Annotated in this window: 13 protein-coding genes; 5 read left to right on the forward strand and 8 right to left on the reverse strand. The window is 40.4% G+C overall.

What is annotated here, in order from left to right; translation table 11 throughout:
* Positions 1 to 322 precede the first annotated feature (322 nt).
* Positions 323 to 2,281, reverse strand: coding sequence for a peptide ABC transporter substrate-binding protein (locus tag ACWPV5_RS07105; RefSeq protein ID WP_454383066.1), 1,959 nt, complete (start codon positions 2,279 to 2,281; stop codon positions 323 to 325).
* Between the two features lie 195 nt (positions 2,282 to 2,476).
* Positions 2,477 to 4,084: a glycoside hydrolase family 13 protein gene (locus tag ACWPV5_RS07110; protein WP_454383068.1), complete on the reverse strand. Its 1,608-nt coding sequence runs from the start codon at positions 4,082 to 4,084 to the stop codon at positions 2,477 to 2,479.
* Positions 4,085 to 4,236: 152 nt separating this feature from the next.
* Here ACWPV5_RS07110 and ACWPV5_RS07115 point away from each other — a divergent pair, with 152 nt between their 5' ends.
* Both ACWPV5_RS07115 and ACWPV5_RS07120 read left to right on the forward strand, forming a co-directional pair.
* Positions 4,237 to 5,721, forward strand: coding sequence for a DUF1846 domain-containing protein (locus ACWPV5_RS07115; RefSeq protein ID WP_454383070.1), 1,485 nt, complete (start codon positions 4,237 to 4,239; stop codon positions 5,719 to 5,721).
* Between the two features lie 94 nt (positions 5,722 to 5,815).
* Entirely contained in the window at positions 5,816 to 6,298 is a 483-nt protein-coding gene (locus ACWPV5_RS07120) for an S-ribosylhomocysteine lyase (RefSeq protein ID WP_000032547.1), read from the forward strand.
* Between the two features lie 108 nt (positions 6,299 to 6,406).
* Here the strand turns inward: ACWPV5_RS07120 and ACWPV5_RS07125 are convergent, their stop codons facing one another.
* The 6 genes from ACWPV5_RS07125 to rsmH form a co-directional block, all read right to left on the reverse strand.
* Positions 6,407 to 7,864 (reverse strand): IS1182 family transposase, encoded by a 1,458-nt coding sequence (locus ACWPV5_RS07125; RefSeq protein ID WP_454383072.1) that lies wholly within the window; start codon positions 7,862 to 7,864, stop codon positions 6,407 to 6,409.
* Between the two features lie 102 nt (positions 7,865 to 7,966).
* The gene (locus ACWPV5_RS07130; protein WP_454383074.1) at positions 7,967 to 10,072 is read right to left on the reverse strand and encodes an AAA family ATPase; all 2,106 of its coding nucleotides are present in this window, start codon (positions 10,070 to 10,072) and stop codon (positions 7,967 to 7,969) included.
* A gap of 550 nt (positions 10,073 to 10,622) precedes the next feature.
* A complete protein-coding gene (gene mraY, locus ACWPV5_RS07135) occupies positions 10,623 to 11,603 on the reverse strand; it encodes a phospho-N-acetylmuramoyl-pentapeptide-transferase (RefSeq protein ID WP_173262410.1) in 981 nt (326 codons plus the stop codon).
* 1 nt (position 11,604) lies between these two features.
* Entirely contained in the window at positions 11,605 to 13,857 is a 2,253-nt protein-coding gene (gene pbp2x, locus ACWPV5_RS07140) for a penicillin-binding protein PBP2X (protein ID WP_454383076.1), read from the reverse strand.
* Between the two features lie 3 nt (positions 13,858 to 13,860).
* Positions 13,861 to 14,178 carry a cell division protein FtsL gene (gene ftsL / locus ACWPV5_RS07145; RefSeq protein ID WP_000227822.1) on the reverse strand — a complete coding sequence of 106 codons (318 nt, stop codon included), beginning with the start codon at positions 14,176 to 14,178 and terminating at the stop codon, positions 13,861 to 13,863.
* A gap of 9 nt (positions 14,179 to 14,187) precedes the next feature.
* The gene (gene rsmH, locus ACWPV5_RS07150; protein ID WP_193550533.1) at positions 14,188 to 15,138 is read right to left on the reverse strand and encodes a 16S rRNA (cytosine(1402)-N(4))-methyltransferase RsmH; all 951 of its coding nucleotides are present in this window, start codon (positions 15,136 to 15,138) and stop codon (positions 14,188 to 14,190) included.
* 167 nt (positions 15,139 to 15,305) lie between these two features.
* On the opposite strand from rsmH, the gene ACWPV5_RS07155 reads away from it, so the two are divergent.
* From ACWPV5_RS07155 to ACWPV5_RS07165, 3 genes are read left to right on the forward strand one after another with little or no spacing between them, the layout of a single operon-like run.
* Positions 15,306 to 15,500 carry a helix-turn-helix transcriptional regulator gene (locus ACWPV5_RS07155; protein ID WP_001082471.1) on the forward strand — a complete coding sequence of 65 codons (195 nt, stop codon included), beginning with the start codon at positions 15,306 to 15,308 and terminating at the stop codon, positions 15,498 to 15,500.
* 15 nt (positions 15,501 to 15,515) lie between these two features.
* Positions 15,516 to 16,058 carry a DUF3278 domain-containing protein gene (locus ACWPV5_RS07160; RefSeq protein ID WP_454383080.1) on the forward strand — a complete coding sequence of 181 codons (543 nt, stop codon included), beginning with the start codon at positions 15,516 to 15,518 and terminating at the stop codon, positions 16,056 to 16,058.
* 10 nt (positions 16,059 to 16,068) lie between these two features.
* Positions 16,069 to 16,311, forward strand: a complete 243-nt coding sequence (locus tag ACWPV5_RS07165; RefSeq protein WP_173226258.1) for a hypothetical protein — start codon at positions 16,069 to 16,071, stop codon at positions 16,309 to 16,311.

A 16,311-nucleotide genomic window follows, 5' to 3' on the forward strand; every position in this document is an offset into this window, starting at 1 on the left:
TTATAAACATTCTTAGATATAGGTTATTTGGACATCATAAGCACTTATACTCTTCGAAAATCTCTTCAAAGTACGTCAGCGTCCATCTACAACCTCAAAACAATATTTTGAGCTGACTTCGTCAGTTCTATCTACCACCTCAAAGCTGTACTTTGAGCTAGCTTCCTAGTTGCTCTTTGATTTTCATTGAGTATTAAACCATCAAAATTAATACAGTATTTCATTTACAATTCAACATAACTAGACAACTACTAGCCCGTACAGCAAAAAACAGCCCTATTAGGACGACTTTATAAAAATCATCCAATAGAACTGCTCATCATTATTTCACATGTTTTTCTGCTTCTTTTTGGGCTTTTTCGATTGCTTTTTTGCTTTCTTGCTCCCATTTAGTCTTAGCTTCTTCATACTGTTTGGTTGTAACAGTATCTTTTTGCAGTTTCATGTACTTGTAGTTATTGCCGTCACCCTTGATACCGACCAGTGAATACCCTCTTGTAAATGGCGTTACTTTGGTTACAGATGCTGTACCACCACTTGACATTGCTGACATAATCAGAGAATTGTCAATCATCCAAGCCTGAGCTTCAGCATACTTTTCATAACGCTTCGCTACATCTTTGTTTTCACTATCTGCATCTTTAAGCATCTTAGTGTAGGTGTCAAGACCTAGGCTAGCAATTTTTGCTTTATCTTCCTTGGCATCTAGACCAAAAATCTTGAGGTAGAATCCATCCTCTGCATTGAAAGGATTGAGATAAGTTGATGGATCCTGATAGTCACCTACCCAGCCATCAAAGTTCAAATCGTAGTCTCGATCAGCTGGCGTTGGTGCCAAGAAGGCTACGTTATTAAAATCATCTGTTGACAGTTGCTGAACATCAATGATAATATTATCCGAACCTAAAACCGACTCAAGGGTCTGCTTAACTGAGTTCATGCCTGTCACAGCATTTTTATTCGTCTGATCAACTGCCACATCCAAATGAATAGGGAAGGTCACACCTTGACTTGCCAATTCTTTTTTAGCTTCCGCAAATTTTGCTTGGGCTTTTTCTTTGTTGAAATAGGCATCCTGGGCATCTGCCAAGTTAATATCTGACCATTCTGTGCCATAGTTGACCAATTTAGAAGCGACTACTTCTCCAAAGGTCTTATCTCCAACTTGGACAAATGTAGGAGGCACTAGGGTGTTACGAAGGGTCTTGCTAGCTGCTTCTTCCCCATTTGACTGAGCAGAGTAGGCTGTACGATCCAAGGCAAAGTTCACCGCTTGACGGAAGTTTTTGTTCAAGATAGCTGTCTCAGTCGACTTCTTCTGCTCATCTGTCGTTTTAGACGTATGGTTGTAAGCCTTACGGTTGACGTTGAAATTGAAATACCAAGAGGTCTTGTCCTGCAAACTGTAAATGATATTATTCTTATATTTCTCCTTTGTCTTGACAAAGTTTGAACTATTTGGATAAACGCCAGCAATAGAATAGGCTCCACTTTCAAAGTTACGGATAGTCAATTCTTGGTCTGAGCCGTCAAAGTAAGCCAATTTTACGTGTTCAATCGATACTTTGTCATGATCATAGTAATGCGGATTCTTCACATACTCGATAGATGATTTTGATGTGAAGTCTTTTAACAAATAAGGTCCGCTGTAAAGAATACTATCTGGAGATAGGGTACCAAAATCTTTCCCTTTTGAGTTTAAAAACTCTTCATTCACTGGGAAAAGAATACTATTGGTTGTTTTTGAATTCCAGTAAGGCTCTGGGCGTACCAAAGTATACTCAACCGTCTGGTCGTCAATGGCCTTCACACCAACCTTAGAAAAGTCAGAATCCGCTCCTGTAACATAATCATTCAATCCCTTGATCGAGTTTTGAATCAAGTCAATGGCCTGTGATTTATTGTCCACTGCGTACTTAATCCCTGTCACAAAATCTTGTGCTTTGACTGGGGCGTACTCTTCACCGTCAGCTGTGAACCATTTGGCATCTTTTCTCAGTTTATAGGTGTAAGTCAGACCGTCGCTTGAAACAGACCAGTCTTCTGCCAAAGATGGAACTAGGTTTCCATGGTTATCATTTTCAAGCAAGCCATCAACTAGGTTAGTAATAATAGCTGTATTATCAGCGTAGTAGTCTAATAAATAATTAAATGTAGTTGGGTTTCCACTAAAGGTTGATGAGTAAGTTTTTGTATCTGAACCTGATTGTCCGCAAGCAGCTAAAAGCAAGGCAGCTGCAAAAGTCAGGCCCGCACTAAGGACACGCTTTTTTGTAGTCATCTTCTTTCTCCTTTATGTTAGTTTTTGTAACATAAGTTTATTTTACCAAAATAGTGGGAATTTGTAAAGTTAATTGAATTTCGAGAATGAAAATTTATAAACTTTAGTCATAAAAAAACAAAGAATCTCTGTCTTTCATACAGTCTTCCCTTGTTTTTATACGATTTCGATTTTAAATTTTTCTGTAAAAAATATTTATAGTAATTCCACACAGAAAGCATCCCATGGAGCTAAGATTTGTTTTTCAAAAACTTCTTGAGCCACGGTGTTTTCAATTAAGACCGATTTGACGTTTCCTTCTACGGTCAAGTCTTGCTCTTCATTGGACAAGTTAGCCACAACTAGAAAACGATAGTCCCCATCTTTACGGATATAGGCAAATACCTTTTCAGCCGTATCAAGCAATTTAAAATCAGCTCGAATCAGCCAGCTATTCTCCTTACGGATTTGAACCAGTTTCTGATAGGTATAGAAAATAGAATCTGGATTTGCCAGCGCTTCTTGAACGTTGATTGCTTGATAGTTTGGATTCACTGCCAACCAAGGTTGACCTGTTGAGAAACCAGCATTTTTGCTTTCGTCCCATTGCATAGGGGTACGGGCATTGTCACGACCAATGACACGGATACTGTCCATGATTTCTTCCATCGGAACACCTTTTTCAAGAGCTTCACGCGCATAGTTGAGGGATTCAATATCTTCTACTTGCTCCAGCGTTTCAAACGGATAGTTGGTCATCCCAATCTCCTCACCTTGGTAGATATAAGGAGTTCCTCTCATGAGATGAAGTAAGATTGCAAAGGCTTTGGCAGATTTTTCGCGGTATTCCTGGTCATTTCCCCATATTGAGACGATACGAGGAAGGTCATGATTGTTCCAGAAGAGCGAATTCCAGCCGTCCTCAACTCCTAATTCTGTCTGCCATTTGTTGAAAATCTCTTTTAACTTAGCAATATTCAGTTCTTTTTGATAGTGCCATTTAGGCTGACCTTCCTGATACTGAAGACCGATATGTTCAAACTGGAAGACCATAGACAACTCTTGCCCTTTTGGATCCGAGTAGAGCTTAGCAATTTCTGGTGTTGCTCCCCATGTTTCCCCTACTGTTAAGAGATTCTTATCTCCAAAGGTCGCCTGATTCATCTCCTTGAGATAAGGGTGGAGCATAGGACCATTATTGACTACCTTCTCGTCAGGAATTTTCCCAATCATGTCAATGACATCCATGCGGAAACCACCAATACCTTTATCAATCCAAAAGTTCATCATCTCATAGATTTTCTGGCGAAGTTTTTCATTTTCCCAGTTGAGATCAGGCTGTTTCTTGCTGAAAAAGTGGAGATAGTATTGACCTGACTTTTCATCGTATTCCCAAGCAGATCCACTAAAGATAGAATCTAGATCGTTGGGCTCATCTCGCCAGATATAGTAGTCACGTTCAGGGCTGTCAGGATTTTCACAGGCCTCGACAAACCAAGCATGCTCATCTGAGGTATGATTGACCACCAAGTCCATGATGATACGGATATCACGCTTCTTAGCTTCCGCAATCAGTTGGTCCATGTCCTCCATGGTTCCGAAAATAGCTGCAATCGCTTGGTAATCAGCAATATCATAGCCATTATCATCCATAGGACTGTCATAAACTGGAGAAAGCCAAATCGCTGTAATTCCTAACTTAGCTAGATAGTCTAACTTACTGGTAATACCTGGCAAATCACCAATTCCATCTCCGTTGCTATCCATAAAGCTCTTAGGATAAACTTGATAGACTACGGCATTGTGCCACCACTTTTCTTGCATCTTCTTACCTCATTATTTTAATAATCTATAGTCTATGATAGCGCTTTTCAGAGTTTTGTGCAAGCGTTTGCCTAATCTTTTTGATTCCTTTTTTAACTCCATAGTTTCCTAACTTCCAATTTTTTATTATAATAGAGGTCAGAGGTAAAAAAATGAAAAAACAAGCTTTTAGTTCTGAACAATATTTGAATCTACAGCGCGACCACATTTTGGAGCGCATTAACCAATTTGACGGCAAGCTCTACTTGGAGTTTGGTGGCAAAATGTTAGAAGATTTCCACGCTGCTCGTGTCCTTCCTGGTTATGAGCCTGACAACAAAATCAAGCTCTTGCAAGAGTTGAAAGAGCAAGTTGAGGTGGTGATTGCCATTAATGCGAGTAACATCGAACATTCTAAGGCACGTGGTGACTTGGGCATTTCTTATGACCAAGAAGTTCTTCGTTTGATTGATAAATTCAATGAATTAGGGATTTTTGTTGGCTCCGTTGTCATCACACAGTACGCTGGCCAACCTGCTGCAGATGCCTTCCGCAATCAACTTGATAAAAACGGGATTGATTCTTATCTTCATTATCCAATCAAAGGATATCCGACAGATATGGATCACATCATTTCACCTGAAGGTATGGGGAAAAACGACTACATCAAAACCAGTCGCAACTTGATTGTCGTAACCGCTCCTGGACCTGGTTCTGGAAAATTGGCAACTTGTATGTCAAATATGTACCACGACCAAATCAATGGTATCAAGTCTGGCTACGCTAAGTTTGAAACCTTCCCAGTATGGAATCTTCCCCTTCATCACCCAGTCAATTTGACCTACGAGGCTGCCACAGCTGACCTTGATGATGTCAACATGATTGACCCCTTCCATCTCCAAACCTACGGAGAAACCACTGTCAACTACAACCGTGATATCGAGATTTTCCCAGTGCTCAAGCGCATGTTAGAACGTATCCTCGGTGAATCTCCATACGCTTCTCCGACAGATATGGGTGTCAACATGGTTGGTTTCGCTATTACAGATGATGAAGCTGCTGTCGAAGCTTCTAAACAAGAAATCATCCGCCGTTACTATCAAACTGTTCTTGATTTTAAGGCCGAAAAAGTTGGCGAAGCAGCTGTCAAGAAAATCGAGTTGCTTATGAACGACCTCGGTATCACACCTGCAGACCGTAAGGTTGCTGTTGCTGCACGCCAAAAAGCAGAAGAAACTGGCGGACCGGCTCTAGCCCTTGAATTGCCAAACGGAGAAATTGTCACTGGTAAGAACTCAGAACTCTTTGGTCCTACAGCCGCTGCCTTGATCAACGCCATCAAGAAATCAGCTGACATTGCCAAGGAAGTAAAACTAATCGAGCCTGAAGTTGTTAAGCCAATCCAAGGTCTTAAAATCAATCATCTCGGTAGCCGCAATCCACGCCTTCATTCAAATGAAATTCTGATTGCACTTGCTATCACAGCTACAGAAAATCCTGATGCTGCTCGTGCTATGGAAGAACTTGGCAACCTCAAAGGAAGCGAAGCCCACTCAACCATCATCTTGACTGATGAAGACAAGAATGTCCTTCGTAAACTGGGTATCAATGTAACCTTTGACCCTTACTACCAATACGACCGCTTGTATCGTAAATAAAGATTTCAACCTCTCCACTCTCGGAGAGGTTTTCTCTCTGTCTCAGGAGCCAGCTTTGTGTTATAATGAAAGAAGAAAACTGAAAGGATTTACCATGTCAAAAGAAGTTATTGTTGAAAGTTTTGAACTTGACCACACCATTGTTAAAGCACCCTATGTTCGCTTGATTGGGGAAGAAACAGGGCCAAAGGGAGACATCATCTCCAATTATGATATTCGTTTAGTGCAACCCAATGAAGACTCGATCCCTACTGCCGGCCTTCACACTATCGAGCACCTCTTAGCCAAACTCATCCGTACTCGCATTGACGGTATGATTGACTGTTCACCATTTGGTTGCCGCACAGGTTTCCACATGATTATGTGGGGGCGTCACACCAGTGCTGAAATCGCAGCTGTTATCAAGGATTCGCTCAAGGAAATCGCTGAAACTACTACTTGGGAAGACGTCCCTGGAACAACCATCGAATCTTGCGGAAACTACAAGGATCACAGCCTCTTCTCTGCTAAAGAATGGGCTAAACTCATTCTAGAACAAGGGATTTCAGATGATGCATTTGAGCGTCATGTCATCTAAACACAAAAAAGGAACCAGTTTTTCAGGAGTCCACTGAAAAAGTAAGCCTCTTACTTTTAATAAAATGAAAATCGAGGAATCACTCATAAATTTGAGTGAATTCCTCGGTTATTTTGTATTTATTAAGGTCATAATTCGTTTCATATTGACTACGAAGATGCTTGTGGCTGCCTGTAACTCCATGTTGAAAAGACCTGATGCCCGTGCGACATCAAAGCCATGTCTCTGTTTTAGTTCGGCATTCTTCGCTTCGATTTTATAGCGATGTCTGGCCATTTCTTTGAAATAAGGTGTTTCCTGAAATTTCTTCTGGAAAAGATGATCGTTACTCTTAATGGTTATTGAATAAGCTTTAGACTTTGCCCCCTCCTGATAACACCCTTCCTTGGAAAGGCAATTCTTGCACTTCTCAATGTCAAAGTAATGAGTGACAACTTGATTCTTATTTTGATATTTTTTCCCTGTCCTTGCTTTGCGAACAGCCATGTGTCCTTCTGGACAGACAAATAGCCCTGCATCTTTATTAAATTCAAACGCATCCTCTTCTTTACGGTAACCTTTTGAAACTGAAGGGTTCAGTTTTGAAACCAAATGAATCTTTTCTTTGCGAGCTAGTTGAATGTTGTCCTTTCCCGAATAAGCCGCATCACCAATAATAGTCTCGATGTCCAGACTATTTTCCTTTGTTTTGGCATATAATTCAGGTAAATATTTCCCATCGCTTTGTTCGCCAGAAGTGATCACACAAGCAGTAATAATCCGTTCATCCGTCATAGCGATATGACTTTTATATCCATAGAAAGAGCTGTCGGCTGTCTTATGTCCGAGCCTAGCCTCCTCCTTAACAGAAGCTTCCAAATGTTCTAAGTCGTCCTCGACAGCCTCTTTTAGGTAATTGAACTTTTGAGACACAGCCGGTAGAGCTAAGAGTTCCTCGTGTTTTTCAACCACAGCCATTAACTCCTCTGTATAGGTCAACTCTGCTTCGAGGTTATCTTCTTGAGGTTTCTTTGGAAATTCTATTTTGATATCTTCTGAATGTTGATAAATTGTTTTACGTAAAGCTTTTGAACGCTCTCTAAGGATTTCTTGGGGTTTCTTATGATTATAATGAGATTTGGTGTGAGTGGCATCCACAATGAGGATTTTACTCTTAATCAAGTTATGTTCGAGTGCAATTTGAACAGACTTCTGAATCAATACATCAAGCAGTTTATCATCTTTAATTCTTAGCTTTCTAAATTTTGTCAGAGAGGATGGCTCGATAACAGAATCCTCAGGAGCTAGACCAAGAAAAAATTTAAAGGCCATATCTGACAAGGAACGTCCTACCACATCTACATCTGATAACTTATAAATATCTTTTAACAAGAGATATTTGAACATCATAATCGGTGAATAAGCTTTACGCCCAAAATCGGGACGATAATTCTTTTCTAGTTCATCATAAATAAAGCTAAAATCACAGAGTTCAGTTAGCTGACGTAAAAAGTGGGTTTTAGGAACCACGATATCATACAAACTAGAATAAGGACTGACATCCATAGTTAACTGATTATCAAGCATTATTTTACCTCATCTCTAGTATAACAAAAAAGCCATCAATTTGATGACTTTTTCAGTAGACTCGCCGAAATTGGCTTGCTTTTTTATTCTCAAAATTTTGTCTTAGGCTTTTTCACGAATGACTAAACCACCATCTTCCATATCTGCTTCCAGATGTTTAGCATCAAGGTTATCCAAGTGGAAGTCTGTGACTTTGTCACGGATTTGTTGTTCAACCACGCGACGGAGAGGACGAACACCCATGACTTCATCATAGCCTTCTTCTGTGATATAGTCCTTAGCTGCTTGACTGACTACCAAATCAATGTCTTTCTTAGCCAAGGTTTGGTTGACTTCAGCCAACATTAAATCCACAATCTTAGAAAGATCTTCCTTAGTCAAGTGCGAGAACTCGATAACTGCGTTAAAGCGGTTGAGGAACTCTGGACGGAAGAATGGTTTCAAACGGTCCATCAATTCTGGTTTATCCGCATCTTCTGTCAAGTTGGCTTCATAGCCAAAACCAGCATTTGAGGTCGCGATAATGACAGTGTTCTTGAAGTTTACGGTATTTCCTTGACCATCAGTCAAACGACCATCATCCAAGACTTGGAGGAGAAGGGTAATGACTTGAGGATCAGCCTTTTCAATTTCATCCAAGAGAATGATAGAGTATGGATTGCGACGGACGCGTTCTGTCAAGGTATTGTTGTTGTCATCGTAACCAACATAACCTGCAGTTGTACCAATCAATTTAGATACGGCTGTGCGGTCGCTGTATTCTGACATGTCCAAACGGATGATAGCATCTTTCGTTCCGAACATATCAAGAGCCAATTGTTTAGCCAACTCAGTCTTACCAACACCAGTAGGACCTACAAAGAGGAAGCTACCGATTGGACGGTTACCTTCATCAAAACCAGCACGGTTACGACGGATAGCTTTTGCTACTGCTTCAACGGCCTTATCTTGACCAATAACTTTCGTCTGCAAACGATGACCCATATCTTTCAAACGTTCGATGTCCGTAGCCCCCATTTGAGATACTGGAATACCGGTCATTCGTTCTACAGACTCAGCCACATCGTTGACACTTGCAGTCACTTTCATATCTTCTGTGTGGTTTTCGATTTTCTTTTCCAATTCTGCGATGCGTGTTTTATAGTTTAGAGCTGCTTCAAAATCTTCTGCCTCAACTGCTTTTTCTTGTTTGTCTTTTTCTGCCTCAATTTCACGTTCAACAGCATGAACATCTGTTACTGGATGCTGAGCTGCTAAGTGAGCTGCCGTTACATCGACAAGGTCAATAGCCTTATCTGGCAAGCTGCGTTGAGGAATGTATTGGATCGAATAATCCACTGCTGCTTTCAAGACTTCATCAGGCAAGATAACATTGTGGTGTTGTTGATAGAGGTCACGAATTCCTTGAAGGATTTTAAAAGTATCCTCTGCTGAAGGAGCATTGACCTTCACTTCGTTGAAACGACGAGCAAGAGCTGCATTCTTCAAGATGGTGTTACGGTATTCGTCTTGAGTTGTTGCCCCAATCACTGTCAATTCTCCACGAGAGAGGGCTGGCTTGAGAATGTCCGCAAGCCCTTTAGAACCACTATCTCCACCAGCGCTACCAGCACCGAGAATTTGGTGAATTTCATCAAAGAAGAGGATAATATTCCCTGCTTCTTTCACTTCATTGACTAGGTTTTGGACATTTTCTTCAAAGCTACCACGGTATTGAGTTCCAGCCTCAAGACCAGAGATATCAATGGAAATAATTTCTTTGTTCTTAATGGCAGCTGGAACATCACCGTTCACAATCGCCTGTGCTAGACCTTCGACAACGGCTGTCTTACCAACACCTGCGTCTCCAACCAAAACAGGATTGTTCTTAGTACGGCGTGAGAGGATTTCAGATGTCTCTTGAATTTCCTTGTTTCGTCCGATGACTGGATCCAGTTTGCCCTCACGCGCTTCTGCTGTCAAGTTTCGACCCAGTTTAGCAAGGACACCGTCTTGTTTCATACCTGAAGCCTGTTGTGGCATTTGTCCATCAGTTTCTGCATTTCCTGGCAATTGACCAGTTGCACGATAGTGAGCAAATTCGTCAGGTGTCACTTCACGGCCATTAATCAAGTAGCGACGATTTTCAGAACTGTATCCTCGCATACCACCCATCAATTGGTTAAATAAATCATCCATGTTGTTAAAATTATTAAAGTTGTTATTCATATTCTTTACCTCTTTTTGTTATTTATTATTACTGATATTGACTATCTTTGACCTTTGTTTTAAAAAATTTAGACTAGCTAAATCGCTACTCTAGGTACTATTTCTGGTTTTTCTTTTTCAAGCAGGAGTAGACTATCTTTACTTCTAAAGATTTCTAGATTAAACATAGACCCCACCTCTTTCTACTTTACTTTAAATAAGTGTTCACGTAAGGCTTTTATTTACCTTACGTTCATAATATACTACATTGGTCAGAAAAGGTCAAGAGATTTGACTTTAATTGACCAATATTTTTTATACTCTTCGAAAATCTCTTCAAACCACGTCAGCTCTATCTGCAACCTCAAAACAGTGTTTTGAGCAACCTGCGGCTAGCTTCCTAGTTTGCTCGTTGATTTTCATTGAATATAAGTGTTCTAGTAAGGCTTTCATTTACCTTACGTTCATAATATACTACATTAGTCAAAAAAGGTCAAGGAATTTGACTTTAATTGACCAATATTTTTTAAAACGCAAAAACACCCTGAAACTGAACATCAGGGTGCCATTCTTACATCAAATATAAAATTGCTAGGGTCAGGAGACTTGCTAGAAGCCCAACTCCCCAAAAGAAGAAGTCAACCTTCCACTCGCTCCAAGGATTTCCTTTACCAGACAATCCCCCAAGCTCAAAATGGTGATGGACAGGGGTCATACGGAAAATACGTTTACCACCTGTCAGTTTGAAATAACTGACTTGCATCATGACCGAAGTTGTTTCAAAGACATAAACAATTCCAATAATCAAGAGAGTCCATTCTTGGTGGAGGGCCATAGAGATAGCTGCCAGCATTCCACCTAAAGCCAAACTCCCCACATCCCCCATAAAGACCTTGGCAGGCTTATGGTTAAAGACGAAGAAGCCGAGCAAACCACCAATCATGGCAAAAATCACTAGAAGAATATCCATCTGACCTTGCACATAGGCAATAACTCCATAAGCTGACAAGCTAATCGCCACTGAAATACTAGCCAGACCGTCAATTCCGTCTGTCAAGTTGACTGCGTTTGAAAAACCAACTAGCCAGAAAAGAGCGAAGAAAATATAGAAAATCCCCAGATGCACTTGGTAACCAAAGACTGAAAGCATATCTCCACCGCGCTCATAGAAAAGGTAGAAGATAACTCCACCTAGAAGCTGAAGAGCCAATTTTTGCTTAGGATTTAGCCCCTCATTGATTTTACGAAAGACCTTGAGAAAGTCATCTAAAAATCCGACCAAGCCATACAAGACCAAGATAAACAAAATCATTCCCACATTATTGCTGAATTGGCTACTAAATAGGGCAAAAAAGAAAGCAACCAAAACAGAAGCAATTAAGAAAACCAAACCTCCCATTGTAGGAGTCCCAGCTTTTGCCTGATGCTGTTTGACATCCTCATGCATCTGCTGGCCTGTAATTTGCGCCTTTCTATAAAATTGGATAAAGGCCGGAATTCCTACTAAAGTTAGTAAAAATGTCACAATTCCAGCACTGATGGAAATAAACATATTAGTCTCCTAAAGTTAATGTAATTTTTTTAATGTTTTTGATAGCTGTATTGGTCCGAACGTCTTGCTTCTGAACAACGGAACCCGAACCTTCAAATTCCAGTTCAATATCCAACCATTTGGCAAAGGTCTCAGCAGTCTCCTTTTTCCAGCCATACATGTCTGGAATTTCTTCTACCTTATCAGATAAAAGGAGAACTTGTTGGTTAGGCGCTAGATTTTTTCCTTCTTCTACAGAAGACTCTTTAATCTTTGTCCCAGTACCCACAACGATTGGTTGCACAATATTTCGGCGTAAGGCTTCCGCCAACTCACCAGGTGAAATATCCTTGATGCTAGGCATTGCATAAGAAGATTCTGTCGTAACTTTATCTAAATTTTTGGCTGGAGATTGAAGATTGAGAGATTCTTTCATAGCTGAAGCCCGCTCCAAGATTGGGGTGGCAAATTCTCCCAACTGGATACCTGAATAATGCTCAGGCTGTTGAACCGTTACATACAAGATAAAATCAGGATTTTCAGCAGGATTCATAGTCACAGCTGAGAAAATATAATTGGTAGAACCAACCAAGTATCCTCCATTTTTCTCATCAGCGATTTGAGCCGTACCGGATTTAACTGCTACATTTTGTCCAGGAACTGTTATAATTGGCTTTCCTGTGTAGTGATTATACATAGTTCCATATAGAGGGTCCGTCCCAACTAAGATCATGTGATTTCGAGTTGTGCTTGCTGCCTCTTTGGAAACAGGATTTCCTACTATTTCTTTTTGTGACTTACGTACAGACTGATTGTTAGTATCATAAATAGCACTTATAAATTTTGGCTCCAGCATAACTCCATCATTAGCAATAGCTGTAAAGGCACGAAGCATTTGTGTTTGTGTCACTGAAATTCCTTGCCCAAATGAGCTTTGAGCAATACTAACAATATTATCAGCTGGAAGTTGACCAGCGTATTCATCTGTCAAGCCAAAGCGAGTTGGAACCCCAAATTTAAAGCGTTTTAGATAATCCAACCAAGTAGCATCTCCCATTTTTTGTTCAAGTAGACTCATTCCAACATTACTGGAGTGAGCGAAACCTTGTAAGAAAGTCATCATCCCACCAGTAGTCAAACCTTCATTAACATCCCAATCTCGAGTCGTCGCATCCGCTATTTTGAATTCACTGCTATTGAAGTATTCTCCACTTGGGAAGGTATTATTATCAATAGAAGAAGCTAACGTCATAACCTTCATGGCTGATCCTGGTTCATAGTTACTTTGATAAAGAATATCACGCCAAACAAAGTCCTCAGTGATTCCTTCTTTAGTATCTGCATTAAAGGTAGGTCGTTGGGTGGTAGCGAGGATTTCACCGGTCTTTGCACTGACCAAGGTCGCGGTCATATACTTACCTTTTACTTTTTCTAGAAAGGCATCCATCTGAGTTTCCATGAAAGATTGTAGCGGACTAGACAATGTTGTATAAACATCCTTGCCATCTACCGTTTGTTGGGAAACTTGTTCTGTTCCAGGGACAATATTACCCAGACGATCTTTTTCATAGGTAATAATACCGTCTTTCCCTGCAAGAATACTGTTCAAGGAACTCTCCATCCCAGAAGTTCCCAGCAAACTCTTGCTACCATCCTCATTTTCATGGAGTTGGGCCAAACCAATAAAACTAGAAGCGAATTGTCCATTTGGATAGCTTCTATTAGGGCTAGTTGTGAAGTCAATTCCTTCAACACTAGCGTCTTTCAAATCCTTTTTAATAGCCATCATATTGGCATAGGTAATTCCATTTCCTTTGGCACCAAAAGAAACTTGAGTCAGATTCGGTTGAGACAATTGTTCTTTAACATAAGCCTCGTCCATATCCAGATACTTATGGAAAACCTCTGCTACCTTATTAAACTGGGCATCTTCTACATAAAGAATTTTACCCGTTGCTGATTTGTATTTTTTATCAATAACAGCATAGACATTATAGGAGGTTGCGTCCTCAGCAATCGGGACTCCATTGCGGTCATAAATAGTCCCACGTTTGGCAGGGACTGTACGAGTTATTTGGTGAACTTTCTTAGCCTCTTTGACTAGATCCGTTCCAAATTTACTACCACTCCCGATAATAACAGCAAAATTGACCAAAAAGACAGCGAAAAGTACGACAGCTAACAAGCTGATGTACTTCCCCACTATTTTACGGTTTTCTGCTGGAGATTTACGGTTTCTAATCGCAAATCGGGTTATTCTTTTTGTCCACTTCATATCTTACTCCGCTGATCGAATATTCTCATTATTCAATTTTAAGTCCTTAGAATTTGCGATTTCTTTCAAGCGTTCTGCCCTCAACAATTCATTTACCTCTTGTTTGGCATCATCCAACTCTGTCTTCTTCTCTTCTATCTGCGCATTGATTTTTGTCAGATCATTTTGTACTTGTAGGAGTCGGGTCTGCATAAAGATAATACTCAGCGCCAAAACGAGAGCTGTAAACGCAATGGAAAGATAAAAAGCCTTCTCCACACGGGAGAATTTTTTTATACGATTCTGCAAGAATTGACTGGTTGTTTCTTTTTTATCTACCATTTTTTCCTCTTACTTGTGAATTTTTCTGGCCACGCGCAACTTGGCTGAGTGCGAGCGGTTATTGGCTTCTAATTCTTCTGCACTTGGCAAGATTGGCTTACGGGATACCAATTCCATCTTGGGCTTGAGATCATCTGGGATGAAGGGCAAACCTTTTGGAACTTCAACCGTTGAAGCTTCCTTGAACAATTGCTTGGTCAAGCGATCTTCTAGCGAATGGAAGGTAATCACTGAGATTCTACCATCCAGAGCCAACATATCCATAGCCTGCTGGATGGACTCATCTGCCGCCCCCAGCTCATCGTTAACTTCAATTCGAATAGCTTGGAAAATCTGCTTGGCAGGGTGACCCTTCTTCTTGAGTTCCTTGGCAGGCTTAGCAGACTTGATAATCTCTGCCAACTCAGTCGTTGTCTCAATTGGCTTGACTTCACGTGCTTGTTCAATCTTACGGGCAATCTGTTTAGAGAATTTATCCTCACCATACTTGAAGAAAATACGAACCAAGTCATGATAGTCATAGTGGTTCACCACTTCATAGGCTGTCAGACTAGCGTCCTGATTCATCCGCATGTCCAGTGGCGCATCCTTTTTATAAGAAAAACCACGCTCACGCTGATCCAGCTGAGGACTAGACACTCCTAAGTCATAACAAATTCCATCAATTTCCTGAACACCAGCTTCGCGCAAACGTGCCTGTAAATGACGGAAGTTATCCTTGATAAAAGTCACCATTCCCTTTTCAATGTAAGGTGCCAAGCGTTTTTGCGCGTTGTCAATGGCATTCTGGTCCTGGTCAAAGGCATAGAGATGGCCTTTTTCACTTAATTTACTTAATAAATATTCGCTATGGCCCGCTCCACCCAAGGTCGCATCAACGTAGATACCGTCAGGCTTTACGTCGAGCATATCAACCGTTTCGTGGAGTAAGACCGTTACATGATGAAATTCTTTTGTCATATCTTATCTATTTTACCACAAATCTGACTAGCTTGCACTAGTCAGACAAATAGGCCACAAACAAGTAAGAATTTCTTTAAGAAATATGTCAAATATGCTTGACATTCACTCTATAGAGGAATATAATATAGTCAAATATATGCGACATAAATCAGAAAGGAGAACAGATGAATCGTGTGAAAGAATTTCGCAAGGAACTAGGCATTTCCCAGCTCGAACTAGCCAAGGATATCGGTGTCTCGAGACAAACCATCAATATGATTGAGAACGACAAGTACAACCCAACTCTGGAACTCTGTCTCAATCTCGCCCGCAGCCTCCAAACTGACCTCAACAGTCTCTTTTGGGAGGATAATTTTTAAAAAAGGAGCAAACTCATGAAAAAAGAAACCTTCACTGAAAAACTAATCAAACGCATTTATGGCATTTCTGGCCCTCTTGACGAACACAAACGGCGCGAAGCTGACCGTATAGGTAACCAAGTCTTTATCTTTCTATTTTATCTGATGATTTTCGGCAATATTATTCCACTCCTTCTGGCCTATAAATATCCTCAACTAGTGGCTCTAGTCTATCCTCCTCTAATTTTAGTGATTGCCCTCATCGCTGCTGGCTATGTCACCTACCAAATGAAAAAAACAGGGATTACAGCTATTGATCCAGATATGCTGAGCGAGAAAGAAAGTAAGCAACTACACTACCCAGGTCTTAAAGCAGGTTTGTTCTTTGGTCTATGGATGTTTTTTATAACTCCTCTTCTCAGTATACTCATAGGTGAAGGTCAGGACTATTTTCATTCTCTCCTCACTATAAGAAATGGTGTATCAAGCATTCTCGGTTCTATTTTCTTCGGAGCGAGCATACAGTTCCTCATCTCCCGTCGCATTGCAAAAACTAAGAAAGATCAAGATGAGGATTAGGAGATGCCTTATGAAAAAAGAACAGAAACAGTTACGTTATCCTAGTCTGAAAGCAGGTTCGATTTATGGAACAGTGATATTTTTTATAATTCCACTCATTGATACCCTAACAAGTGAAAATCCAAATTTTATCACTTCTCTTCTAAATACAAAACATATTTTTAAAACTATACTGGGAGCTTTCTTTTTCGGAGTGATGATACATATTGTCGACTCACTTCGTATTGCAAGAGCTAAAAAAGACCAGGATTAG

The sequence above is a fragment of the Streptococcus sp. Marseille-Q7156 genome (assembly GCF_965119495.1).